The sequence below is a fragment of the Sulfitobacter sp. genome (assembly GCF_036960155.1).
Lineage (GTDB): Bacteria > Pseudomonadota > Alphaproteobacteria > Rhodobacterales > Rhodobacteraceae > Sulfitobacter.
Genome location: NZ_JBALWB010000002.1, coordinates 188798 through 211349, shown reverse-complemented (window position 1 = coordinate 211349; position 22552 = coordinate 188798). Strand labels below are relative to the sequence as shown.

At 54.5% G+C, this 22552-nt stretch carries 21 protein-coding genes; 8 read left to right on the top strand and 13 right to left on the bottom strand.

Annotated features, from left to right (window positions below; all coding sequences use genetic code 11):
* Positions 1-30: 30 nt before the first annotated feature.
* Positions 31-1731, bottom strand: coding sequence for an NAD(P)H-dependent oxidoreductase subunit E (locus V7775_RS07510; RefSeq protein ID WP_335751268.1), 1701 nt, complete (start codon positions 1729-1731; stop codon positions 31-33).
* A gap of 170 nt (positions 1732-1901) precedes the next feature.
* Here V7775_RS07510 and V7775_RS07505 point away from each other — a divergent pair, with 170 nt between their 5' ends.
* Entirely contained in the window at positions 1902-2297 is a 396-nt protein-coding gene (locus V7775_RS07505) for a hypothetical protein (RefSeq protein ID WP_335751267.1), read from the top strand.
* Positions 2298-2312: 15 nt separating this feature from the next.
* On the opposite strand, the gene xseA is transcribed toward V7775_RS07505, so the two are convergent.
* On the bottom strand, positions 2313-3806 hold the full coding sequence (xseA, locus tag V7775_RS07500) for an exodeoxyribonuclease VII large subunit (protein WP_335751266.1): 1494 nt from the start codon (positions 3804-3806) through the stop codon (positions 2313-2315).
* A gap of 69 nt (positions 3807-3875) precedes the next feature.
* Here xseA and purD point away from each other — a divergent pair, with 69 nt between their 5' ends.
* On the top strand, positions 3876-5141 hold the full coding sequence (purD, locus tag V7775_RS07495) for a phosphoribosylamine--glycine ligase (protein ID WP_335751265.1): 1266 nt from the start codon (positions 3876-3878) through the stop codon (positions 5139-5141).
* A gap of 52 nt (positions 5142-5193) precedes the next feature.
* On the opposite strand, the gene V7775_RS07490 is transcribed toward purD, so the two are convergent.
* Genes V7775_RS07490 through V7775_RS07480 form a run of 3 tightly spaced genes read right to left on the bottom strand, consistent with a single transcriptional unit; the run spans position 5194 to position 6694 of the window.
* Positions 5194-5592 carry a hypothetical protein gene (locus tag V7775_RS07490; protein WP_335751264.1) on the bottom strand — a complete coding sequence of 133 codons (399 nt, stop codon included), beginning with the start codon at positions 5590-5592 and terminating at the stop codon, positions 5194-5196.
* Complete coding sequence (locus tag V7775_RS07485; RefSeq protein ID WP_335751263.1) at positions 5589-6371, bottom strand: FG-GAP repeat domain-containing protein; 783 nt, start codon at positions 6369-6371, stop codon at positions 5589-5591. Before V7775_RS07485 ends, V7775_RS07490 begins: the two co-directional genes overlap by 4 nt.
* A complete protein-coding gene (locus V7775_RS07480; RefSeq protein ID WP_335751262.1) occupies positions 6371-6694 on the bottom strand; it encodes a 2Fe-2S iron-sulfur cluster-binding protein in 324 nt (107 codons plus the stop codon). Before V7775_RS07480 ends, V7775_RS07485 begins: the two co-directional genes overlap by 1 nt.
* Before the next feature lie 157 nt (positions 6695-6851).
* Between V7775_RS07480 and V7775_RS07475 the strand changes: the two genes are divergently transcribed.
* Positions 6852-7391 (top strand): peptidoglycan-binding domain-containing protein, encoded by a 540-nt coding sequence (locus V7775_RS07475; RefSeq protein ID WP_335751261.1) that lies wholly within the window; start codon positions 6852-6854, stop codon positions 7389-7391.
* Positions 7392-7472: 81 nt separating this feature from the next.
* Here V7775_RS07475 and V7775_RS07470 read toward each other — a convergent pair whose 3' ends face one another.
* The 5 genes from V7775_RS07470 to rpiA form a co-directional block, all read right to left on the bottom strand.
* A complete protein-coding gene (locus V7775_RS07470; protein WP_335751260.1) occupies positions 7473-8963 on the bottom strand; it encodes a Do family serine endopeptidase in 1491 nt (496 codons plus the stop codon).
* 245 nt (positions 8964-9208) lie between these two features.
* Positions 9209-10108: a protease modulator HflC gene (hflC, locus tag V7775_RS07465; protein WP_335751259.1), complete on the bottom strand. Its 900-nt coding sequence runs from the start codon at positions 10106-10108 to the stop codon at positions 9209-9211.
* On the bottom strand, positions 10108-11349 hold the full coding sequence (gene hflK / locus V7775_RS07460) for an FtsH protease activity modulator HflK (RefSeq protein ID WP_335751258.1): 1242 nt from the start codon (positions 11347-11349) through the stop codon (positions 10108-10110). Before hflK ends, hflC begins: the two co-directional genes overlap by 1 nt.
* Before the next feature lie 80 nt (positions 11350-11429).
* On the bottom strand, positions 11430-12791 hold the full coding sequence (gene gor / locus V7775_RS07455) for a glutathione-disulfide reductase (protein WP_335751257.1): 1362 nt from the start codon (positions 12789-12791) through the stop codon (positions 11430-11432).
* A gap of 11 nt (positions 12792-12802) precedes the next feature.
* Positions 12803-13591, bottom strand: coding sequence for a ribose-5-phosphate isomerase RpiA (rpiA, locus tag V7775_RS07450; RefSeq protein WP_335751256.1), 789 nt, complete (start codon positions 13589-13591; stop codon positions 12803-12805).
* A 251-nt stretch (positions 13592-13842) separates the two neighbouring features.
* On the opposite strand from rpiA, the gene V7775_RS07445 reads away from it, so the two are divergent.
* The 4 genes from V7775_RS07445 (at position 13843) to V7775_RS07430 (ending at position 17711) form a co-directional block, all read left to right on the top strand.
* On the top strand, positions 13843-14544 hold the full coding sequence (locus V7775_RS07445) for a glutathione S-transferase family protein (RefSeq protein ID WP_335751255.1): 702 nt from the start codon (positions 13843-13845) through the stop codon (positions 14542-14544).
* On the top strand, positions 14544-15917 hold the full coding sequence (locus tag V7775_RS07440) for an L-serine ammonia-lyase (RefSeq protein ID WP_335751254.1): 1374 nt from the start codon (positions 14544-14546) through the stop codon (positions 15915-15917). The genes V7775_RS07445 and V7775_RS07440 overlap by 1 nt, the downstream gene beginning before the upstream one ends.
* A 128-nt stretch (positions 15918-16045) precedes the next feature.
* Positions 16046-16717, top strand: a complete 672-nt coding sequence (locus V7775_RS07435) for a type 1 glutamine amidotransferase domain-containing protein (protein WP_335751253.1) — start codon at positions 16046-16048, stop codon at positions 16715-16717.
* 73 nt (positions 16718-16790) lie between these two features.
* Positions 16791-17711, top strand: a complete 921-nt coding sequence (locus V7775_RS07430; protein WP_335751252.1) for a DMT family transporter — start codon at positions 16791-16793, stop codon at positions 17709-17711.
* On the opposite strand, the gene V7775_RS07425 is transcribed toward V7775_RS07430, so the two are convergent.
* Positions 17620-18339, bottom strand: a complete 720-nt coding sequence (locus V7775_RS07425) for a thiamine diphosphokinase (RefSeq protein ID WP_335751251.1) — start codon at positions 18337-18339, stop codon at positions 17620-17622. The genes V7775_RS07430 and V7775_RS07425 overlap by 92 nt on opposite strands.
* 138 nt (positions 18340-18477) lie before the next feature.
* Here V7775_RS07425 and V7775_RS07420 point away from each other — a divergent pair, with 138 nt between their 5' ends.
* Positions 18478-20652, top strand: a complete 2175-nt coding sequence (locus V7775_RS07420; RefSeq protein WP_335751250.1) for a hypothetical protein — start codon at positions 18478-18480, stop codon at positions 20650-20652.
* 168 nt (positions 20653-20820) lie between these two features.
* On the opposite strand, the gene V7775_RS07415 is transcribed toward V7775_RS07420, so the two are convergent.
* Both V7775_RS07415 and V7775_RS07410 read right to left on the bottom strand, forming a co-directional pair.
* The gene (locus tag V7775_RS07415) at positions 20821-21054 is read right to left on the bottom strand and encodes a DUF2842 domain-containing protein (protein WP_335751249.1); all 234 of its coding nucleotides are present in this window, start codon (positions 21052-21054) and stop codon (positions 20821-20823) included.
* Positions 21055-21126: 72 nt separating this feature from the next.
* Positions 21127-22419 carry an adenylosuccinate synthase gene (locus tag V7775_RS07410; protein WP_335751248.1) on the bottom strand — a complete coding sequence of 431 codons (1293 nt, stop codon included), beginning with the start codon at positions 22417-22419 and terminating at the stop codon, positions 21127-21129.
* Between the last annotated feature and the right edge of the window lie 133 nt (positions 22420-22552).

Genomic DNA, 22552 nt, shown 5'->3' with positions numbered 1-22552 from the left:
CTCACCTATCAGATGAGGTGTGAACTTTGTTTAAATCTCTTCAGGGAAGTGCTTCATCATCATGCGAATTGGGTTTGGCGCAGCCTGCCCAAGTCCGCAAATGGACGCATCCACCATGGCCGAGGAAAGCTCTTCGAGCAGGTCCTGATCCCATGTCTCCGCCTGCATCAACTGAACCGCTTTTCCACAGCCAACGCGGCATGGTGTACACTGCCCACAGCTTTCATCCTGAAAGAACCGCAGCATGTTCAGTGCCGCATCGCGGGCTTTGTCTGCATCAGATAGCACCACAACAGCAGCCGAACCTATGAACGTACCGTGTGGCTGCAACGTGTCAAAGTCGAGCGGAATGTCGTTCATTGACGCTGGCAATAGGCCAGAGGATGGCCCACCGGGTTGATAGGCTTTGAACGTGTGACCGTCCAACATGCCCCCCGCCGCATCGATCACATCCATGATCGTGGACCCCGCTGGCAACAAGTGAACGCCAGCATTTTTGACACGTCCGGAAACCGAATAACTGCGCAGACCCTTACGGCCATTATGCTCGGTCGAGGATAGGATCTCAGGCCCTTCGCGGCAAATCTTTGAAACCCAGTGAAGCGTCTCAACATTATGCACCAGCGTAGGGCGGCCAAAGATACCAACCTGCGCCACAAACGGAGGACGATGACGTGGCATCCCGCGCTTGCCTTCGATGCTTTCAATCATCGCGGATTCTTCACCGCAGATGTAGGCACCTGCCCCGCGTCGCAGATCAATATATCCGGCCTCAACAACACCTGCGTCTTCTAGCGCGGCAATCTCACGCGCGAGGATTTCCAGAACCGCCGGATATTCGTCGCGCATGTAGATATACGCGCGCTCGGCCTCTACGGCCCACGCTGCGATCAACATGCCTTCCAAAAACGCATGCGGCTCACGCTCTAGGTAAAAGCGGTCCTTGAATGTACCTGGTTCACCTTCGTCGCCGTTTACCGCCAAATAACGTGGCCCTGCATTGGCGCGTACAAAACCCCATTTTTTGCCTGATGGGAAACCCGCACCGCCAAGACCGCGCAGCCCAGAGGACTGAACAAGTTCTTGCACCTGCTCCCAATTGCCGCTTTCACGCAGCTCTTCCAGCTTGGCGTAGCCACCGTTGGAGACGTAAGTAGCGTAGGCCTCATACTCAGGAATATGCGCGTGCGTGTGTCCCGCAGCGACGGCTGCGTGCACCTTTTCCGGTGTGGCATTGTCGATATGGGCATGGCCCAGCTCTAGCACTGGCGCGGTATCGCAACGCCCCATGCACGGCGCGCGCAACACGCGAACCTCAGCAGGGTCTAGACCATCCTCAAGCGCGGCTTTGAGCGCCTGCGCCCCTGCCATTTCACAGCTAAGCGAGTCGCAAACGCGAATTGTCAGGGCTGGCGGCGGTGTTTCGCCTTCTTTTACAACGTCGAAATGCGCATAGAAGGTCGCGACCTCATAGACTTCGGCCATGCTCATCCGCATTTCTTCGGCCAGTGCACGCAGGTGCGCAGCCGACAGATGTCCAAATTTATCTTGGATCAAGTGCAGGTACTCAATCAGCAGATCACGGTCACGCGGTTCTGAGTCTAGCAGCGTGCGGATTTCATCCCATGCGCCATCTTCCAACTGACGGCCTTTGGTGTGGTGGCGGCCTTTGCCTTTACCAGATTTCCAAACACCCTTGTCCGGTCCGTTGTCTTTTGTGTCCAGCGCCATAGCCAAAGTCCCCTTATTCTTTGGGTTGGTTTAGCAAAGAGACTGCTTTTGATTGAGGCGAAAAACGACAATTCAGCGGCGCTTTGCGCGGTACGCGGTGACATGCTGAAGCCAATCGGAAACTTGCGCGCGCTCTGGTGTCACCCCGCGACATCTGGCATCGTGGTCGCATGAGACTAATTGCACTGATCCTATTGGCCCTTGTGGCCCTGCCCGCCAACGCTCAATCAACAATGAGCGGTGAGGAGTTTGACGCCTATACCCAAGGTAAAACACTGTATTACGGGAGCGGCAATCAACCTTATGGCGCAGAAATATACCTGCCCAACCGACGCGTGCGTTGGTCATTTCTGGATGGGGAATGCAAGGACGGCGAATGGTATGAGGCAGATGGGTTGATCTGCTTTACCTATGATGATCGCCCTGACCCGCAATGCTGGAGCTTTGAACAAGGTGCACGCGGATTGATCGCGCGGTTCGAAAATGATCCCGCTGTGACGCCGCTGTATGAGGCGAATGAAAGCACTGAAGAAATGCTATGCTTGGGGCCAAAAATCGGGGTTTGATCCACTTAGTTGGATTTAGGGGCTCACGTTGACCTTTCCGTCAGCGAATTGGATTTCCAGCGTTTTCTCGTTTGCCGCGACCTTGCTAGAGGTGATGACTGCCCCGCCGCTGCGCACTACCGCAAATCCGCGTTCCAATGTGGCCTCATACCCTAATGTTCGGCGCAGACGTTCGGCCGCCGCAATTTGGCTTTGCCAGTTTTGCAATTGTCGTTGCCCCACATCAGACAGTGCCTGCGTTGCACGCGAATAACGCGCGGCCTGCAAGGCACGCTCGCGTTCCAACGCGGGTGCAAGGCGTTTTGACAGGCTCGCTATGCGTTGTGCATCCTGAGACAAGCGCCGCTGCAATGTTGCAGGTCGCAAACCACCACTCAGGTCAGCAAGGCGCATCTTGCGTTGTTGAACGCCAGTCATCAGCGCCGGATCAAGGCGTGCAATGGCACGTTCCAGACGTAACTTTGGCGCTTCTGTCAGAGTCTTGGCTCGCGTCAGGCGATCACTGACGCGGTCCAACCGTTGCCGCGGGTTTTCCAGCAATGTTTCAGCACGCGGCAACGCACGGGCCATATCGCGCAAACGCTGGCCGCGTTGCACCAGCCCTTGGCTCAGGGCGCGACTCATGCGGGCGTTCTGTTGATCCAGATAAGCCACCAGCTCAACACGTACAGGAACGGCCAACTCGGCCGCCGCAGTTGGTGTGGGCGCCCGCATATCTGAGGCAAAATCAATCAGCGTTGTGTCTGTCTCATGACCAACTGCCGAAATCAGTGGAATGTCAGATGCCGCTGTCGCCCGTACAACGGCCTCTTCATTAAATCCCCAAAGGTCCTCAACCGAGCCACCACCGCGTGCGACAATCAGCAAGTCGGGTCGCGGCAACGCCCCGCCCGGTGTCAGAAGGTTAAAGCCCTCAATCGCACGGGTAACTTCGGGTGCACATTTGGCCCCCTGCACTGCGACAGGCCAAATCAGCACCTTTCGTGGAAAGCGATCCCGCAAGCGGTGCAAAATATCACGGATCACTGCACCGGACGGCGATGTGATTACGCCAATTATTTCGGGCAAATAGGGCAACGGGCGTTTGTGTGCAGGATCAAAAAGCCCCTCAGCCGCAAGCGCCGCTTTCCGTTTTTCCAGCACAGCCATCAGCGCACCCATGCCTGCGGGTTTGATGTCTTCGATGATGATCTGGTATTTCGACTGACCAGGGAATGTGGTGATGCGACCTGTGGCGATCACCTCCATGCCCTCTTCAGGCAGCGTGGTCAGCTTGGATGCTACACCTTTCCAGATGATTCCCGCCATCACGGCTTTGTCGTCTTTCAGGTCCAAATACACGTGACCCGAACGCGGCAGACTCACGCGACCAACTTCGGCACGCACACGCACATGGCCAAATTCGTTCTCAATAACCCGCTTAATCGCGCCAGACAGCTCACCTATGGTGTATTCTGGGCTATTGCCCTCTGCAGGGCCGTCATCGGGGCGATCATCAAACAGATCCATCGGTGCATCCTTGTGCATAGGTCGCGTGCAGCATAAAACGCCCAGCAACGAAGGCCAAGGGAGTGCGCCATGAATATCTTAATCCTAGGCAGCGGTGGACGTGAACATAGTCTTGCATGGGCAGTTCTGCAAAACCCTAAATGCGACAAGCTGATTGTGGCGCCCGGCAATGCAGGTATTGCCCAAATCGCTGATTGCGCCAGCATCGACATCAATGATGGTGGCACGGTTGTTGAGTTTGCGGCGCGCAACAACGTCGATTTCGTGATCATCGGCCCCGAAGCACCATTGGCCGCCGGCGTCGCAGATCGTCTGCGCGAAGCGGGCGTTTTGGTATTTGGTCCCTCACAGGCTGCCGCAGCCCTTGAGGCGTCAAAAGCATTTACCAAAGAAATCTGCGATGCGTGTGCCGCCCCAACCGCCGCTTATGGCCACTTTACCGATGCGGTCGCGGCCAAGGCGTATGTGCAGGCCCAAGGTGCGCCGATTGTTGTAAAAGCTGATGGTTTGGCCGCAGGCAAAGGCGTGATCATCGCCGAAACCATAACACAAGCCGAAGCCGCCATTGACGACATGTTCAGCGGAGAATTTGGCGAAGCCGGCGCTGAAGTTGTCATTGAGGAATTCATGCGCGGCGAAGAAGCATCCTTCTTTATCCTGTGTGACGGCGAAAACGTCCTGCCCTTTGGCACGGCCCAAGATCACAAGCGTGTAGGCGATGGCGATACCGGCCCCAACACAGGCGGCATGGGTGCCTATTCCCCTGCCCCAGTTCTGACAGATGAAATCGCCGAACGCGCCCTCGCCGAAATCATCCGCCCGACAATGGCAGAGATGGCAAAACGCGGCATGCCCTATCAAGGCGTGCTTTATGCTGGCCTGATGATTGAGGACGGTGCACCGCGCCTCGTGGAATACAATGCCCGCTTTGGCGACCCTGAGTGTCAGGTTTTGATGATGCGTTTGGGTGCACAAGCATTGGACCTGATGCATGCCGCAGCCGAGGGGCGTTTGGCCGAAATGCGGGTCAATTGGGCGGATGATCATGCCCTTACCGTTGTTCTAGCGGCCAATGGTTATCCGGCAAGTTATGAAAAAGGGTCGGTTATTGGCGGATTGACTGACATGCCTGAGGACAGCAGTAATATGGTGTTCCATGCTGGCACCGCTGAGAAAGACGGAGCCATTGTTGCTGTTGGCGGACGTGTTCTGAATGTGACTGCGCGCGGTAAAACATTGGAAGAAGCCCAGCAGCGCGCCTATGCGATGGTTGATGGCATTGATTGGCCCGAAGGTTTTTTCCGCCGTGACATCGGCTGGCGCGCGCTAACTTAATCCTATTAAAAGCACCGTTCGCCTCTGACTCTAGTTTTGGGCGAACGGATTGTTAGGACAGCGGCGCACCTTCGCAGGTAATTGGCTCTTCGCTGATGTCGCTGATCCGTTGCACTTCGTTTGTCCATTTTGAAAGCACCAACAGCGTGCCGTTATCCATAAAGGGTATCCAGCAGTTGTCTGGATTCGGGGCGTCTTCGTACACAAAACAGATCAGTGGTCCGCGCAACTCGATCCGTCCATAAGTACAGCGCCCCGTTTGATCCGCCCAAACTGATAGATCACGGCGCAGGAATTGCTCTTCCCCAACGAGGCCGTCTGTCCGCATGCTTGAAAAGCTAAGCGTTTTTCCTACAATAAGATCAAGAAACCTGTCTGGCGACATCTGGTCTTGAGCGGCAGCTTGCGTGGCACAAAGCGCACCGAGTAGTACCAAAAAGGCAGACTTCATTTGCACGCAAGCGCATCAGCAAAACTGGCGCGTCCCTTGTGTGGTCCGATCTCACGCGCAGTCAACGCGGATCCGTCAAAGGTAACGGCCATCAGACGCTGCCAATCCGCACGCGCCACAATCATTTCTGGCCCACTGCCGCAATCACGTAAACCGCCAGCGATGTTACGTTCGCCAATTCGGTGATTACTCACCCCATCAAGGGCAGAAATTTGGGTCAGCTCACCCTCTTCAAACCGCCATACACGTAATATTTTGGCCAGATGAGGGCGATCAACATACGCCAACTCTATCAACCCGTCACCGTCCAGATCAGCCACCCCAACAGGTGCCAGCCAGCGGTTGCGTTGACCAATATAGGGAGTTGCTGCGATCAGACCCGCACCGTTGTAAATAGCGAGCCGCGCACCCTGGTTTTGGTGGCTTTCGACAACGACAACTTCACGTTGGCCATCGCCATCTACATCTACCATGCGCGGTTCGGTATCTTCAAACACACGCGTCTCAGGCAAACGAATCAAATGGGGCTTGTTGCCCCCATCATAGCGCAATTCCAACGCTCCATGCTCGATAGCGTCACCAAGAACGCCATGTTGATAGCGCGTAGTGGGTTCGACGTACCTGGCTGATTTCAATGGAGCTGAAAGCCAAGCTTGCGTAGTTTGTCCAACGCTTGAATGAGGCGCAAACAACGCTAGTGCCGCCCACAACATCAGCTGTGCGCGGCGAACGCCACGTCCCGTCATATTTGACAGCAGACGCCGCGCCCTGTTTCGCATCAGATCTGCTTTTCAGGCATCTTTACGCGCAGACCATCCAGTTCATCAGAAACTTTCAGCTGGCACGTCAATCGCGAGGTCGCTGGATCCGGCGCATAGGCGAAATCTAGCATGTCCTCTTCCATGTCGTCTTTGGCAGGTACTTTATCCACCCATGCCGCATCTACATAGACGTGACATGTTGAGCACGCGCATGCACCGCCGCAATCAGCTTCAATTCCTGGGATATTATTGTCGCGTGCGCCTTCCATGACCGTCAGGCCATTGGCGACATCAACAACATGTTCAGTGCCATTATGTTCTACGTAGGTAATCTTGGCCATCAAAGCTGCCCTTTTTAAATCTATTCTGCCCTTTTCTACCCAAGCGCCAACCTGCGCGCCAGTCCCTTTTGCGTCTCTCCTTTTTCTAGGTTCTATGCATCGGTTGGAAATCGGGCTAAGGTGCGCCGATACTAAACAGACCCAAAGGAATTGGGCTATGATACAGGCATCTTCCCCGCGTCGTTTCTTGCGCCTCGCCACAGCCCTTTGCGGGGCTGTATTTTTGGCTGCCTGCTTGCAGGATCAAACTGTTTCGGAAGGTGGCGTGATACAGGGCAATGGCCTCGCGCCTGCGGGTGCGCCTCCCGGTACGTGTTGGGGCAAGATCCCAACTCCTGCGGTTATCGAAACCGTAACCGAGCAAATCCTTGTGACCCCTGCAAAAGTCAACGCTGATGGCTCGATAGCATCTTTACCTATCTATCGAGAGGAAAGCCGACAGCAGATTGTCACGCCACGCACGGATCGTTGGTTTGAAATTCCTTGCCCACCTGCGTTCACCGTCGAGTTTGTATCAACCCTACAACGTGCACTACAAGTTCGGGGCTTATACTCTGGCGAAATCAACGGAAACATGGACGCGACCACCCGCCGTGCCGTTCTGTCAGTTCAAACTGCTGCAGGCCTTCCCAGCGATGTCCTCTCTATCGAGACCGCAAGGGAACTCGGCATTGTGGCTGTTCCACGCACCCCGTAACCGCCCTCCCTAAAACACGCAGGTTCAACGAAAAAAGGCGCCTCAGAAGAGACGCCTTTTTGTTAGAATTTTGCGAAGTGATTACTTCTCTTCTAGGGTCAGTGCTACAAACCGTGGATCACCCGCGCGACGCACCAACAACAGCAAAGACTTGCGCCCAGCTTCTCGTGCGGCATCCACACGGCCATTCAGATCATCAATGGATGTGATCTTTTGCTGACCTGCTTCTGTGATGATGTCACCTGCACGCAGTCCCTTTTCAAACGCTTCAGAGCCCTCCTCGACATTGGTCACAGCCAGACCTTGCATGTCTGCTGCAGCACCCAGTTCTTCACGCATATCATCCGTCAGTGGCGTGATGGTCAGCCCCATCAAGGAAGACACCTCGGGACCCTCAACCGTTTCAGGCGTTTCTTCCACCGCAGGATCGGCTTCGCTGTTGGCGCTTTCACGGCGGCCTAGAACAACCGCAATGGTTTGGCTTTTGCCTTCCCGCAAAACAGTTACCCGCACGGTCGCACCAACTGGGCTATTGCCCACCTGACGCACAAGACCACGTGTGTCCGCAACATCAACACCGTCGAATGACAAGATGACGTCACCTGTCTCTAGGCCCGCATCTTTGGCTGGGCCATCTGGTACATCTGTAATCAGCGCACCTGTGGCATTTGCCAGCCCCATTGCATCAGCAACGTCCTGCGTGACGTCTTGAATGCGCACACCTAGCCAGCCGCGACGCGTCTCGCCAAATTCCTTAAGCTGGTCAACAACACGGGTCACAACATTGGCGGCCATCGAAAAGCCGATACCGATGGAACCGCCGTTTGGCGACAAGATCGCTGTGTTTACGCCAATCACGTCACCGTCCATGTTAAACAGCGGACCACCAGAGTTACCGCGGTTAATAGCGGCATCTGTCTGGATGTAATCATCATAGGTGCCCGAAAGTGCGCGGTTACGTGCACTTACGATACCCGCGGAAACAGAAAACCCCTGCCCCAGCGGATTACCCATCGCGATGACCCAGTCGCCAACACGCGACGCATCGCTATTGCCAAAGCTGACATATGGCAGCGGGTTCGACGCTTCGACTTTTAACAGCGCGATGTCTGTGTTCGGGTCGGTCCCGATCACTTTTGCCACTAGCTCTTCGCCAGAAAAGAATTCAATTGTGATCTCGTCTGCGCCTTCAATCACGTGGTTGTTCGTGACGACATAACCGTCCTCGGAAATCACAAAACCTGATCCCAAGGCTGATGAACGGCGCGGTGCAGGAGAATCTTCATCTTCGCCGCGGTTGCGGTCTTGGAATTCTTTAAAGAAATCCTCAAATGGCGATCCTTCGGGCACGATACCGCGGGGGCCCGTGCGCCCTTCGACCAAGGTCGAGGTTGTGATGTTCACAACTGAGGGGCTGATTTTTTCGGCCAAGGGCGCAAGGCTCTCTGGTTTTGCCTGGGCACCTATTGCCTGCAAGATCACCAGCGTAAGCGCCATAAGCCCGACAAGAGCCGCGCGCATTGCAATGGACAAAGTGATTGTTTGTGTTTTGGCGACCGCTTTGGGTTGCATAAATCGTCTCCTGATCGAAATCATGCCCATCATGGGGCGCTATTCTTGGCGCTTAGACTGCATGGTGCATGACTAGACCGCAATATGAAAGATGTGCCTTGTACCGCTGATTGCAACCAATTTTGACAAAGCTGTGAACCCAGCCCCCAAATCCACCCTCAAAGGTGTCAAAGAATTACAGTTTGAAACAAAAAAAGGGCCGACACAGATGTGCGGCCCCTTTTTCAATTTATGTCACGCAGTTTTTAACGCTTTTCGCCTTCATCCGAGCGCGAGCCCTGATCAGACTTAAGATAGTTAAAGAACTCGCTGTCCGGTGACATCACCATGGTCGAGTTACTGCCTTTTAGCGCTACTTCGTAGGCCGCCAAAGAACGGTAGAATTCAAAGAACTCAGCGTCTTTTGAGTAGGCTTTTGCAAAGATGCGGTTACGTTCGGCATCTGCTTCACCTTCAATGATGCGCGCATCACGGTTGGCTTCAGACAGGATTTCTTCGTAGGTACGATCCGCTAACGCGGTGACACGTTGCGCAGCTTCACGGCCACGGGCGCGTTCATCTGTCGCTTCGCGGTCCCGCTCGGCGATCATCCGGCGCAATGTTGCGTCAAAGTTTTGCTCAGGCAGGTTGGTCTGGCGCAGACGCACATCGACAACTTCAAGACCCAGCGCATTTGCACGCGCATCCGCACGGTTACGGATTTGGTCCATCAATGCAGAACGTTCAGGTGACAAGATGGTGTTAGACGTCACACCCTGTGAACCCAGAACAGCACGAATTTGGGATTCAAGAATACCGCTCAGATCGCTGGCCGCGCGAGATTCACCGCCCGCACCAACCGCTTGGCGGTACTGAACCACATCGTCGATGCGGTACAGTACAAACGCATCAACCCGCAAACGACGGTCATCCGCTGGTGTAACTTCGATGACTGGCGTCTCAAGCGACAAGATCCGGTCTTCATAGCGTGCGATTTCGTCAATCAGTGGCACCTTAAACCCGATACCGGGTTCAACGATAATTTGTTTGATCTGACCAAAGCGCAGGACAAGCGCCTTTTCACGTTCATCTACAACAAAAACCGATGACAAAACCGCTGCTGCGATGATTGCAACAACAGGAAGCAGAAAGCTGGATTTATTCATCAGTTATTCCCTCCGCTGCGGCGCAGCTCGTTGAGTGGCAGATACGGGACAACACCCTGTCCGCCTCCTTCACCTTGGTTTTCAAGAATTATCTTGTCGACACCGCCAAGAACCTTCTCCATGGTTTCCAGATACAGACGCTTGCGCGTCACTTCTGGTGCTGCTTGGTATTCTGTCAGAACCGCTTCAAAACGGCTCGCTTCACCAATTGCGCCGTTCACTTCGCGGGCGCGGTACCCTTCAGCAGCTTCAAGCAGTTTGGCGCTTTCGCCGCGTGCTTCAGCTGTTTTCTGGTTTGCATAAGCATCCGCTTGACGCTCTAGACGGTCACGTTCTTGTTCGGCGGCCTGAACATCACGGAATGCATCCACAACAGATACGTTTTCAGTCTTACCCGAGGCATCCGTCACAGAAACCGTTTCACGCGGTGGATCAACCTTGTTCACGTTGACACGCAGGATATTGATCCCCGTCTCACGGTTGTCCAATGTCCCCTGAATAAGGGCTTTTACCGTCTCTTCGACCAAACCACGATCACGGTTCAGGATCGGAGCAAGTTCGGATTGTGCAATGATTTCGCGCATCGCAGATTCAGAGATCGCACGCACAGACGCATCAGGATCACGCAGCGAGAATTTGAACTGCTGGGCGTCTTTGATGTTCCAAACAACCTGAAAATCAATGTCGACGATGTTTTCATCTGTGGTCAGCATCAAACTATCGTTGTCATTGCCACCACGACTTACGCCCAATGTTTCGGTACGGTTGGTTGTAACGTCAAACACTTCGGCTTTGACCAGCGGCCATGGCGCAAAGTTAAGACCGTTGGTCCCGATGCTCGAAAATTTGCCAAGGAACAGTTCGATAGATTGCTGTTCTGGGCGCACTGTGTAGGTCGATGCAAACAACCATGCTGCTGCTGCTGCAAGCACGCCAAGGCCAACAGTACCGCGTGTCAACGCGGGGCCACCACCACCGGTGCCACCAGAACCGCCTGTGCCATTTGCACGGCCACCGCCGCCCATCAGAACACGCAGTTGTTCCTGACCTTTTCTCACCAGCTCGTCGATCTCGGGGATCGGAGGCCTATCGCCACCGCCACCGTTGCCGCCACCGTTATTACCACGGTTGCCGCCGCCATTATCGCCGCCACCATTGTTGCCGCCGTTATCGCCGCCACCATTGTTGTCGCCGCCTGAATTGCCACCGCCGCCCCAAGGACCGCCTGTGTTGCCAGCCATATTTATTTCCCTCTTTAAGTCGCCCCGCACCGAGGCAGGCTTGTCGTATGTAGTGTAAACTGTGCGTTCACACCGTTATTTCAAGATGTCCGAACCGGGTTGCGCATGGTTACCAGTTCTTCGGACATTGTTGGGTGTACTGCGCAGGTCTGATCAAACTGCTCTTTTGTAGCACCCATTTTGATTGCGATACCTGCAAGCTGGATCATCTCGCCTGCTTGTGGTGCGACGATATGACAACCTAGAACAGTTCGGTTTGCCTTTGAAACAACCAGTTTCATCATCACACGATCATCACGCCCAGCAAATGAAGTCTGCATTGGCTTGAAGGAAGTCGAGTAGACTTCGATCTGTTCTTGGGCTGCGGCGTCTTCTTCGGACAGGCCCACAGTGCCCATTTCAGGCTGGGTAAATACAGCAGAAGCAATCAGTTCGTGATCAACGGGCGTTGGTTCACCGCCAAAGACAGTTTTGACAAATGCCATACCTTCACGGATCGCAACAGGCGTGAGGTTCACGCGGTCTGTCACATCGCCAATCGCATAGACCGATGGCACACCCGTCTGGCTGTATTCGTTCACTTCGATTGCGCCATTACGGCCCATCGCAATGCCCAGCGCCTCTAAGCCCATATTATCGGAGTTAGGTTTGCGGCCTGTGCCCCAGAACACTTTGTCAAAAATCTTTTCCTGACCCGTGCTGGATTTGACAAATGTGCCGCCTTCGCGTTCTTCCATTTCCAAGACGCTTGCGCCGGAATGCATCTGAATTCCGCGTGCCTGCATTTGGTCCGCGACCAGTCCACGGGCTTCGTCATCAAATCCGTTCAGGATTTGAGCGCCGCGGTAATACAACGTCACTTCGACGCCCAAACCATGCAAGATGCAGGCGAATTCGCAGGCGATGTATCCACCGCCGATGATCAACATTGACCGCGGCAATTTATCGAGGTGGAATATATCGTCTGATACGATGCCCAGCTCGGCATTCGGGATATCAAGGCGCACAGGACGGCCGCCCGTTGCGATCAGGATATGTTTGGCCGTTTTTTCTTCACCTGTGGACAGCGTAACAGTATGCGCGTCCTTCAATGTGGCACGTGCATCAAATTTCTCAACGCCAGAGTTATCCAGCAAGTTGCGATAGACGCCCTCAAGGCGGTCCAGCTCGGCCCGCATTTTGCCGCCAAAGTTGTGCCAGTCAAACGTGCCATCTTTGACGTCCCAACCGTAGTCGCGGGCATCTTGGAACATGTCATTGTAACCTGACGCAAAAACCATCAGCTTTTTGGGAACACAGCCGCGAATAACACAGGTTCCGCCATAACGGTCTTCTTCGGCAAGGCCTACTTTTGCGCCGTATTCACCAGCCGCCACGCGCGCAGCACGCACGCCGCCGGATCCACCACCAATTACAAATAGATCATAGTCAAAATCGCTCATGTCGCAGCCTTTCAGTCGCTCAGGTCAGAGAACAAATTATCGCTCTCTACAAAATCAAGCCGCTCAGTGGCGACAGTGCCTTCATTTATGTCACGTACTTCTACCTTGCCATCCCCATACCCGATCACAACTGTGTCACAAATATCGATAAACAAGCCATTTTCAACAACGCCAGGCATTTGGTTGATCACCAGTGCCAACTGACGCGGGTTGCCGATACGGCCCAAATGAAGATCAAGGATATGGTTCCCCTCATCTGTGATAAAGGGGCGATCACCGTTCATACGTAGCGTGCTAGAGCGGCCCAACACATCCATCGAAATCAACGTTTCCTCTACCAATGCCTGAGTTGTCTGCCAGCCAAACGGGACCACCTCAATGGGTAATGGAAAGGAGCCAAGGTGCTCTACTTCTTTGCCGATGTCCGCGATGACAACCATCTGGTCACTTGCTGTCGCCACGATCTTTTCTTGCAACAACGCACCGCCGCCACCTTTGATCAGGTTCAGATCACCGTCAAATTCGTCAGCCCCGTCAATAGTCAGATCCAGCCATTTGGCTTCATCAAGGCTGATCACTTCGATGCCAACTTCACGCGCCAACTGCGCCGTGCGCGCTGAGGTCGGGACACCGCGAATTTTCAACCCGTCGTCCCGCACCATCTCACCCAAACAGCGCACCAGCCAAGCGGCCGTAGAACCGGTCCCAAGCCCTACACGCATGCCATCTTCCACAAATTGCGCGGCCCGTTTGGCGGCAACAAATTTTGCTTTGTCGATTGGGGAAAGTTCTCCGGACATAGCGGAAGCTCCGAGGCAATGTAAGTTGCGCCAATCTATATGCGGAATCGAGCGCGTGTGCGAGGGGCCAATGCCTGCTTTTTATCGCCATGTGAAAACATGTTGCGGTTTAATATCTCAAATCTGCGCATATACGCCCTCGCACCCCCGATACATCGTATTCAGGCCCGTTTGATCCTTTGCCCTAAACACGCATCATGGCGTCGTTTTCAGGCCTGCAGGGGTCAACGTCATACTGCACTGATGGCCAAATGAATTATGTCCTTCACTACGCCCCAGACAACGCCTCTATGATTGTCCGCCTCGCGCTAGAGCAGTTGAACCTGCCCTACCGCACGCAGTTGGTTGACCGTTCGGTTATGGGGCAACAGGATGCGGCCTATCTGGCGCTTAATCCCAATGGCCTGATTCCTGTTTTGGAAACACCAACCGGGCCGTTGTTTGAAACAGGCGCGATAATGCTTTGGCTGGCGGATACGCATGGCGGTTTGGGCCCAGCGCCGCATGACAATGCACGGGGCGATTTCCTCAAATGGATGTTCTTTGCGGCCAATACTCTGCATCCCGCCCTGCGTATGATGTTTTATCCTGACAAATACATTGGCTCTGATCCTGCGCTTCAACAGGCTTTGCGCCTTGGCCTACAAGGCCAGATCAAAACCTCGCTGGCGCAATTAGACCGTTTGGCCGCAACCAAACCCATTTGGCTGGGTGGTGAGACACCTTCAGCCCTTGATTTTTACATTGTGTGTTGTCTACGCTGGTGTGCGTTATATCCATCAGATGCTTCACGCGACTGGTTTGATTTGGGCGCAACCCCTGCACTGGCCAAGCTATGCCACCAAATTGAAGACCTACCCTGTACAGCCGCCCTGCAAGCCGCAGAAGGCCTAGGGAACACTCCGTTCTCCGCCCCCTCATATGCCACCCCACCCCAAGGAAGTGCTACCTGATGTTCTTATCTGTTTTCGAAATGTTCAAAGTGGGCATTGGCCCTTCTTCCTCCCATACAATGGGACCTATGGTGGCAGCTGCACGTTTTCTGGACCAAATGCGCGCGTCTCCATTTCATTTTGCGGGGCTGCGCGCCTCACTTCACGGCAGCCTTGCCTTTACTGGCGTTGGTCACGCCACCGACCGCGCGACAATCCTTGGCCTTGCAGGGTACACCCCTGAGACCTTTGACGCCGAAAAGGCCGAACAGACGCTGGACGGGATCAACGACACTAAGTCGATCCATGTGCCTGATCTGCCCCCACTTCACTTTGATCCCAAGACCGATCTGATCTTTGATTATGATCTTCAGCTAGAGGGCCATGCCAATGGGATGGTTTTGATGGCCACAGATGCCCAGGGCGATGTGACATTGCGCCAGGTCTATTATTCGATCGGTGGCGGGTTTGTCATGACCGAAGAAGAACTGGCAGCAGGCAAAGCCACTGATGAAGGCGCACCGATCCCCTACCCCTTCAAATCTGCAGCTGAAATGTTGGAAATGTCTAACGCCTCTGGCAAGACAATCGCCGCGATGAAGCGCGCCAATGAAGAATCACGCGGCGGCGCAGATAATCTGGCGCGCGGATCAAAACGCCTGTGGCAAGTTATGAACGACTGTATCAATCGCGGGCTGGTAACCGATGGCATCCTGCCCGGCGGGTTAAATGTTAAACGTCGCGCAAAGGGCATCCATGATGCGCTGTTGGCTGAACGCGGGATGAACCAATCCGCCCCCCACACCATCAACGACTGGATGAGCGTCTACGCCATGGCCGTGAACGAAGAGAACGCGGCTGGTGGTCAGGTTGTTACCGCACCAACAAACGGTGCGGCTGGCGTGATGCCTGCAACTTTGCGCTATTACCTTGATCACGTCCCCGGTGCCTCCGAGAGCCACATTGAGGATTTTCTGCTCACTGCCGCCGCAATCGGTGGGCTGGTGAAATTCAACGCCTCGATTTCTGGCGCTGAAGCGGGCTGTCAGGCTGAAGTTGGATCAGCGGCGGCCATGTCTGCGGCGGGTCTGTGTGCTGTAATGGGCGGCACACCTGAGCAAGTCGAAAACGCCGCCGAGATCGCACTGGAACATCACCTTGGTATGACCTGTGATCCGGTGCGCGGCCTAGTGCAGGTCCCTTGTATCGAACGTAACGGACTGGGCGCTATCAAGGCGGTGTCTGCGGCATCACTTGCCTTGCGCGGCGATGGTACCCATCTGGTTCCGCTAGATGCCTGTATTGAAACCATGCGCCAAACTGGCGTGGACATGAGCGAGAAATACAAAGAAACATCCCTTGGTGGGCTTGCCGTCAATGTCCCCAACTGCTGATTTGTGATCACCGCATAGTTTAACGTACCGTCACACCTTTATTCACCGCTCCGCCTGACTACTTAAGGGATTGGCAATAGCGCGGCACTTCCCGTGCCGCCTTTCCAATACCCATTACAGGACAGACCATGAATATTTTGATGATCCTCACTTCCCATGACAAACTGGGCGACACAGGTCAAAAGACCGGCTTTTGGCTCGAAGAGTTCGCCGCGCCTTATTACGTTCTTAAAGACGCAGGCGCACAGATCACATTGGCATCTCCAAAAGGCGGCCAGCCTCCGATAGATCCAAAAAGCGACGATGAGGGCGCACAGACAGAAGCCACCAAGCGTTTTAAGTCTGATGAAGCAGCGAATACTGCTCTTGCCGCTACCGAGGTACTGTCAACGATCACAGTTGATGGCTATGACGCTGTCTTCTTTCCGGGCGGTCATGGCCCACTGTGGGACTTGGCTGAGGATGCAGACAGCATCCGCCTGATCGAGGGCTTTGCCCAAAACGATCTGCCTATCGGTGCCGTTTGTCACGCTCCTGCGATCTTTAAGCACCCCAAGCACGACGGCAAGGCACTGGTCGCTGGCAAGAAGGTCACAGGCTTTACCAACAGTGAAGAGAACGCTGTGGGCCTCACTGACGTTGTGCCGTTCCTTGTTGAAGACATGCTGAAATCCAATGGCGGCGAATTTGTACGCGGCGATGATTGGGCCAGCTTTGTTGTTACGGATGGCAAACTGGTCACTGGCCAAAACCCTGCCTCCTCAGAAGAAGCCGCCAAAAAATTGCTGGCTTTGATCTGATCTACCAGCTGGGGCAGTTCGCGCTGCCTCAGCCCCTCTTGCAAGCCTAACGTGTAACGCCTAACCCTTCCCCATGACACCTGATCGGCCCGTTCTTGGCATCCTGTTGATGCTTGGGTTTTGCATTCTTGCGCCTTTGGGCGATTCAATTGCAAAAATCCTAGGACCAAGCATTCCGCTTGGCCAATTGGTGTTCACCCGCTTCTTTGTCCAAGCCTGCCTGCTGGTCCCATTGCTTGTGTGGTCGGGTCTTGAGTGGCGACTGTCACCGCGCGTGTGGAAACTGGTCTTTATGCGGACCATCCTACACATCCTTGGCATCGGGTTTATGTTTACGTCCCTGATGTATCTGCCGCTCGCGGACACCGTTGCCATTGCATTTGTGATGCCATTTATCATGCTTCTGTTGGGACATTTTGTCCTGAACGAAGAAGTCGGCATTCACCGCATGGCAGCCTGCACTGTTGGATTTGTGGGAACACTGCTGGTAATTCAGCCGAACTTCCTAGCCGTGGGTTGGGTTGCACTATTGCCCGTTGCGGTCGCAGTGATTTTTGCGTTGTTCATGCTCACCACCCGCCAAATCGCCAAGGAAGCTGACCCTATTGCCCTTCAAGCAGTGAGCGGCGTGATTGCAACTGTTGTGCTTTTGCCCGTTATGGCCGTTGGCATCGCTGTCGATTTCAAACCCCTGTCGGTGGTTTCACCAAACCTGATTGAGTGGCAGCTTCTGTTCGCCATTGGTGTGTTGGGGACTTTCGCGCATCTCTTGATGACGTGGTCGCTGCGTTTTGCGCCCAGTGCAACATTGGCCCCCATGCAGTATCTGGAAATCCCTGTTGCGACCCTTGTTGGGTTTTGGTTGTTCTCAGAATTCCCCAACACGCTTGCCGCTGCAGGAATTACGCTAACGGTTGCTGCTGGGGTTTATGTGGTGCTGCGTGAGCAGGCCACCGCGCGCCGCCTTGTGAGAAATGCGCCACCAGCGGTGTAAGGTAACGGCGCGGTAAGATCAGCAACATGCCGGGTGCGTCCATCCACACCTCAACCCTGCCAACGGCACGGTTGGATGTTCCCACGAATCGCGCTGGATCAAATGCCAATCCCTCTATGGGCCACTCAAGACCCGTGCTGCGGCCTGTCACAGGGACCATCGGGAACAGGGACACCACGTCCGCATCGTCCATATCCAAGGTCAGGTATGGCGGCGCAAGCATAATCACTTCGCTTTGGGCCAGAAGAATACAGGGCCGGTCCGCATGAACCAAAAGCGTGTGAAACGCCGCCAGTTGATGATCAACGCGGCCACCGCAAAAACCAGCCCCCACAACAACAGGCGCGTCAACATAACGAAGAGCCTTGTCGAAATCCGTGGATTGTTGTTCACTTATACAATGCTGACGCGCCTTGGGAACAAGGGCAAGCGCCTCTGGGGGGGCGCTATCCATGTCTCCGATGACGGCATCCGGAATAAAACCTGAGATCTGTGCAGTAACCAACCCTCCGTCAACCGCAACAAGGTTTGGCGCCATGGTTAAGGCCTCTGCAAGGTCTTTTGCGCTAGCCTCCCCCCCACCCAGTAGAGTGACAGGATCGGAACTGATAAGAATGGATTTTGACATACAGCATACATGCCTGATTAGGATGCTGGCCACAATGTCGTCACACAATGGCACCAAGGTCGGCACAGTTTCGGGCCGCTTTGGCCTTGGGTATCATGGTAAACCGTTCATCACAAAGACGCAGAGGACGAGCATCCGATGATTAACAACAACAAGATTCTTACAGTATCATATGGCACATTCTCGTGCACCCTCGAAGGATTCGATGATTCCTTTGGAACAATGAAGGCGATTGCGGAATATTTTCGCGATCTCTCAGCGGACGATAGGTACTTTGGTGCTGAACCCGCCCAACCAGATGCGCAAATGTTGGCGCGCATCGCCCAACGCGAGATATCTCGTCATGTTGAAGCACGCGAGGATGAAGGACACATCGTTCTCTCTGCGCAAGACGCTGATCATGTTCCGACACCCCTTATTAAGGACGTCGCAGACGCTGATGAAGCCATCGCGGTTGAAATTCCAGAAGTTGAGGAGCAGGCCATTACCGCTCCAACGCTTGAAGAAATCGTAGATGCGGATGAAACACCCGAACCAGAGGTCGTTGAGGTGCAACCCGCTGCTGAGATTGAACAGCCGGCGGTAGACATCGATGCAATCGCGGCAGCCGTCACCGTAGAAAGCACCGCAGTAGAGCCAGAGCAAGACATTGTTCCAAGCCTCCCTGACGCAGAAGTTGAAGCCTTCTTTGCCGATAGTGCTGATTCTGCCATGGATGAGGTTGAAGATGCTTTTGAGGCTGAAGCAGTTGACGTTATCCCGGCGCCAGAACGCGCTACAGCGGATAGCATCGCAGACAAGCTCAAGCGGATCCGCGCTGTGGTTTCACAGCAATCTGACGTTGCAGAGGACCCTGCCTATTCCGAAGACCAACACGCCGACGCCTCCAGCTCAAAAGCGGCAGCGATTATTGCGCCTGTTGCAGACTTGGACGAAGAAGACGTCGCCCACACTGAAGATAGCCAAAAGGACGTGCTTGCCAGTACGTTGCGCGATCTCGAAGACGCGTTGGACACAGATGACGCGATCCAATCCAGTGCTGAACTGGAAGACGATCTGGACGATGAAGAAGATGACATCACAGCGATCCTGAACCGTCTGGAGCAGGAAAGCGATCTAGACACCGCGCCAGAAGCCTCGATTGAGTATGAAGATGACGACATGGATGACGATATCCTTGCCGCCATGGACAGCCTTGTCGCAGCCCCGGAAGAAGACGATCTAGATGACCTGGATGACCTGGATGACGGTACTCTGTTTGATGGCGATGAGATCGCTGAAGTCGAGATTGAGACAACTCCAGCACCAGAGGCCCCAAAAGCCGCCGCTCCACGAACACGCGTTCTGAAAGTAAAACGCGCAACTCTTGAGGCGGCAATCAAAGCAGGCAAGCTGGAAGAATACGACAGCGAAGACACCGCTCAACCCGAGGCAAAAGAATCTTCGCTGAGCGACTCAGAAGAAGAAGAATTAGCCCGTGAGCTGGCCGAGCTGGAAGCCGATATGAAGGCAGACGCCCCTTCCGAGAGCGAGTCCACACTTGAAGACATCGCACTGGAACAGATCACAAGTGAAGTAGAAACCGATGAGCATGATGAAGTAGAAACATCACCTTCAGTTGCGCGTTCTGACGTTCACGGTGCCGCAGGTGAAGATCTGTCCCGCCTCATGGCGGAAACTGACAACCAAATGGGTGAACCGGAAAGCACGAACCGTCGGGATGCCTTTGCACATCTACGTGCCGCAGTTGCAGCCAAGAAAGCAGACGAAGCCGTAGGTGGCGCATCTGATCCCGAAAATACCGATGTCGCCTACCGCGATGATTTGGCCAGTGTGGTGCGTCCGCGCCGTCCTGTTTCTGGTAGCAGCAACCGCACTGAACGTCCGGCAGAGCAACGCCCTGCCCCCCTCAAATTGGTTGCTGAACAGCGTATCGATGTCTCAGAGACAAAAAATGTTACGCCTGTCCGCCCACGCCGTGTTGCCGCTGTTGTGCCCGCCCCCGTGCAAAACGTGGCGTCTGACTCTGGTAGTTTCGCTGACTTCGCAGCAGATGTTGGGGCCGAAAAACTACCCGACATTCTGGAAGCGGCCGCTGCATATCTGTCATTCATCGAAGGGCATGCGCAATTCTCTCGCCCTCAGTTGATGACAAAAGTACGTCAGGTAGAGAAAGAGAACTTTACCCGCGAAGACAGCTTACGTTCTTTCGGCAAGTTGCTGCGTGAAGGCAAAATTGAAAAACTTAAAGGTGGCCGTTTTCAGGCTTCCGATCAGATCGGGTACAAACCAGATGCACGCGCTGCAAGCTGATTTTATCTAACTCGGGATAACAAAAGGCGGGCCTCGCGGTCCGCCTTTTTTGCATTTCTGCTAACTATTTCAAGGCCAACGCATATTATAATATGCCGTTTACTTGAGGAGAATTTAGACAAATTCCCGTTGTGGCATTGTCACCAAAAGCAGCGGTGTGACTGCTAGTTACGCAAGCGGGTCATGCGGGGCATCAGGGTCAGCTTGACCAACACCTTTAAAGACAGACTTGAGGGGGAATGCCCAGATCACGCCCGAACCAACATAGATCAGCAGCTCCACCCAGAATGGTGGGCGTTCAAACAGCGAGATCACAAAGATCATGGCGACAATGTAAACTGGCAAGGCGACCAGCAGCACAAACAGCGACCAGCGGCGGCGGGATTTGTAACTCATTGCCATAGGGATTCCTTTGGTTGCAGGCGGGGCATTGAGTAATCTGGCGTCTGCCCCGCACCTATTTGGATTGCTAAGTTAGTCAGCGAACGGGTCCGTGACCAAAATCGTATCTTCGCGTTCTGGCGAAGTAGACAACAAGGCGACAGGACAATCGATCAGCTCTTCAACGCGGCGCACATATTTAATGGCCTCCGCAGGAAGATCGGCCCAAGAGCGCGCGCCCTCAGTTGATTGCGACCAACCTGGCATTTCTTCATAAATTGGCGTGCAGCGTGCCTGCTGGTCTGCGGCAGTCGGTAGATAGTCCAACCGTTTGCCGTCCAGCTCATAAGCGACGCAGATTTTCAACGTCTCAAAACCATCCAACACGTCCAGCTTGGTAAAGGAAATCCCGTTAACACCAGAGGTCGCGCAGGTCTGGCGCACCAGAACCGCATCAAACCAGCCACAACGGCGCTTGCGACCTGTTACCGTGCCAAACTCGTGGCCACGTTCACCAAGACGTTGACCATCCGCATCATTCAGCTCAGCCGGAAACGGACCTTCGCCAACACGTGTGGTGTATGCCTTTACGATGCCCAGCACAAAATCGATTGATCCAGGCCCGATGCCCGTACCCGTCGCTGCCTGCCCGGCAATCACGTTTGAAGATGTCACAAACGGATATGTGCCAAAGTCGATATCCAGCAACGCACCCTGTGCACCTTCAAACAAGATACGCTTACCAGCGCGCCGCTTTTCATTGAGGACTTTCCAAACTGGCGCTGCGTATTCCAGAACCGATGGCGCAATAGCGCGCAAATCAGCCAACAAACGTGCACGGTCAACAGGCTCAAGGCCCAAACCACGGCGCAGCGCGTCGTGGTGTACCAACGCACGATCAACGCGCAGCTCTAGCGTTGCATCGTCAGCCAAATCAGCCACACGAACCGAGCGACGGCCTACTTTATCTTCATAGGCAGGACCGATGCCGCGACCCGTTGTGCCAATTTTGGCAACTGCAGTTTGCTCTTCACGTGCACGGTCCAGCTCTCCGTGGATGGGGAGAATCAACGGCGTGTTCTCGGCGATCATCAGCGTTTCGGGCGTGATGGTGACGCCCTGCTTACGCAGGCCAGCAATTTCTTTTTCCAGATGCCACGGGTCCAGCACAACGCCGTTACCAATGACTGACAGCTTGCCACCGCGCACAATGCCAGAAGGCAGCAGGCTCAGCTTGAACACTTCGCCGTCAATAACCAGCGTGTGACCGGCGTTATGACCGCCCTGAAAACGCGCGATTACATCAGCGCGTTCGGACAGCCAGTCCACGATCTTGCCTTTACCTTCGTCACCCCATTGGGCGCCTACGACAACAACATTGGCCATGATATTCCTCTCAAAGCAGCGGTGGACCCGCCGCATGCGGTGTCCAAACCCGCGTCCGTATAGCCGCCCACGCAGGCACAGGGAACAGCAAACTGCATTGCAGGCATAGACTTTTGCGCGCAGGCCTCAGATA

Bases quoted from the DNA above. Each gene is read 5' to 3' on its own strand.
- V7775_RS07470 (WP_335751260.1), bottom strand. From the start codon at position 8,963: ATGCAACCCAAAGCGGTCGCCAAAACACAAACAATCACTTTGTCCATT.
- V7775_RS07420 (WP_335751250.1), top strand. From the start codon at position 18,478: ATGATTAACAACAACAAGATTCTTACAGTATCATATGGCACATTCTCG.
- hflK (WP_335751258.1), bottom strand. From the start codon at position 11,349: ATGGCTGGCAACACAGGCGGTCCTTGGGGCGGCGGTGGCAATTCAGGC.
- V7775_RS07475 (WP_335751261.1), top strand. From the start codon at position 6,852: ATGATACAGGCATCTTCCCCGCGTCGTTTCTTGCGCCTCGCCACAGCC.
- V7775_RS07425 (WP_335751251.1), bottom strand. From the start codon at position 18,339: ATGTCAAAATCCATTCTTATCAGTTCCGATCCTGTCACTCTACTGGGT.
- V7775_RS07410 (WP_335751248.1), bottom strand. From the start codon at position 22,419: ATGGCCAATGTTGTTGTCGTAGGCGCCCAATGGGGTGACGAAGGTAAA.
- V7775_RS07485 (WP_335751263.1), bottom strand. From the start codon at position 6,371: ATGCGAAACAGGGCGCGGCGTCTGCTGTCAAATATGACGGGACGTGGC.
- V7775_RS07435 (WP_335751253.1), top strand. From the start codon at position 16,046: ATGAATATTTTGATGATCCTCACTTCCCATGACAAACTGGGCGACACA.
- purD (WP_335751265.1), top strand. From the start codon at position 3,876: ATGAATATCTTAATCCTAGGCAGCGGTGGACGTGAACATAGTCTTGCA.
- V7775_RS07490 (WP_335751264.1), bottom strand. From the start codon at position 5,592: ATGAAGTCTGCCTTTTTGGTACTACTCGGTGCGCTTTGTGCCACGCAA.
- V7775_RS07510 (WP_335751268.1), bottom strand. From the start codon at position 1,731: ATGGCGCTGGACACAAAAGACAACGGACCGGACAAGGGTGTTTGGAAA.
- V7775_RS07505 (WP_335751267.1), top strand. From the start codon at position 1,902: ATGAGACTAATTGCACTGATCCTATTGGCCCTTGTGGCCCTGCCCGCC.
- V7775_RS07440 (WP_335751254.1), top strand. From the start codon at position 14,544: ATGTTCTTATCTGTTTTCGAAATGTTCAAAGTGGGCATTGGCCCTTCT.
- V7775_RS07430 (WP_335751252.1), top strand. From the start codon at position 16,791: ATGACACCTGATCGGCCCGTTCTTGGCATCCTGTTGATGCTTGGGTTT.
- gor (WP_335751257.1), bottom strand. From the start codon at position 12,791: ATGAGCGATTTTGACTATGATCTATTTGTAATTGGTGGTGGATCCGGC.
- hflC (WP_335751259.1), bottom strand. From the start codon at position 10,108: ATGAATAAATCCAGCTTTCTGCTTCCTGTTGTTGCAATCATCGCAGCA.
- xseA (WP_335751266.1), bottom strand. From the start codon at position 3,806: ATGGATCTGTTTGATGATCGCCCCGATGACGGCCCTGCAGAGGGCAAT.
- V7775_RS07445 (WP_335751255.1), top strand. From the start codon at position 13,843: ATGAATTATGTCCTTCACTACGCCCCAGACAACGCCTCTATGATTGTC.
- V7775_RS07415 (WP_335751249.1), bottom strand. From the start codon at position 21,054: ATGGCAATGAGTTACAAATCCCGCCGCCGCTGGTCGCTGTTTGTGCTG.
- rpiA (WP_335751256.1), bottom strand. From the start codon at position 13,591: ATGTCCGGAGAACTTTCCCCAATCGACAAAGCAAAATTTGTTGCCGCC.
- V7775_RS07480 (WP_335751262.1), bottom strand. From the start codon at position 6,694: ATGGCCAAGATTACCTACGTAGAACATAATGGCACTGAACATGTTGTT.